Here is a 656-nt window from a genome sequence, read left to right as displayed (position 1 = left end):
CGGGGAGTCTTGAGGAAGAGCGGCGTCTGGCCTATGTCGGCATCACCCGAGTGATGCAGAATCTGGTGATGACCTATGCTGAAACCCGACGCATGTACGGCAGCGAGACCTACAACAAGGTCTCGCGTTTCGTACGTGAAGTGCCGAAAGGTCTGATCCAGGAAGTGCGCTTGTCGAACAGCGTCAGCCGACCGTTCGGCGGCAATCAGTCGATGAGCGGCAGCAACCTGTTCAGCGGTAGCGAAATTCCGGAAACGGGTTTCAGCCTGGGTCAGGCGGTACGCCATTCGATCTTTGGTGACGGCGTGATCCTCAACTTCGAGGGCGCCGGCGCGCAGGCAAGGGTGCAGGTGAACTTCAGTGAAGGCAGCAAGTGGCTGATGCTCGGCTACGCCAAGCTGGAAGCGATCTGACCCCGATTTTGCTGTTTTTGTGGGAGCGAGCCTGCTCGCGAATGAAATCACCGCGGTTGATCTGATAGACCTCGGTGCGGCGTTCGCGAGCAGGCTCGCTCCCACAGGGTTTGGCGGTGGATAATCGAACAAGGACATTTCCATGGGCTCAGGCTTCTTCTCTTCCTGGACATTCTGGGCCCTGCTCTCGGCCACTTTCGCCGCATTGACGGCGATCTTCGCCAAAGTCGGCATCGAAAACGT

At 58.2% G+C, this 656-nt stretch carries 1 protein-coding gene and 1 pseudogene; both read left to right on the top strand.

Annotated elements, in window-relative coordinates:
* The coding region (locus BK660_RS31060; RefSeq protein WP_473087030.1) for a 3'-5' exonuclease at positions 1-413 on the top strand (413 nt) is incomplete at its 5' end.
* Positions 414-555: 142 nt separating this feature from the next.
* Positions 556-656: pseudogene (locus tag BK660_RS31055) on the top strand (EamA family transporter); the annotation flags it as partial.

The organism is Pseudomonas brassicacearum (assembly GCF_003732265.1).
Lineage (GTDB): Bacteria > Pseudomonadota > Gammaproteobacteria > Pseudomonadales > Pseudomonadaceae > Aquipseudomonas > Aquipseudomonas brassicacearum_D.
Note: the sequence above shows the minus strand (reverse complement) of the source record. Positions and strands in the feature narration are given on the sequence as shown.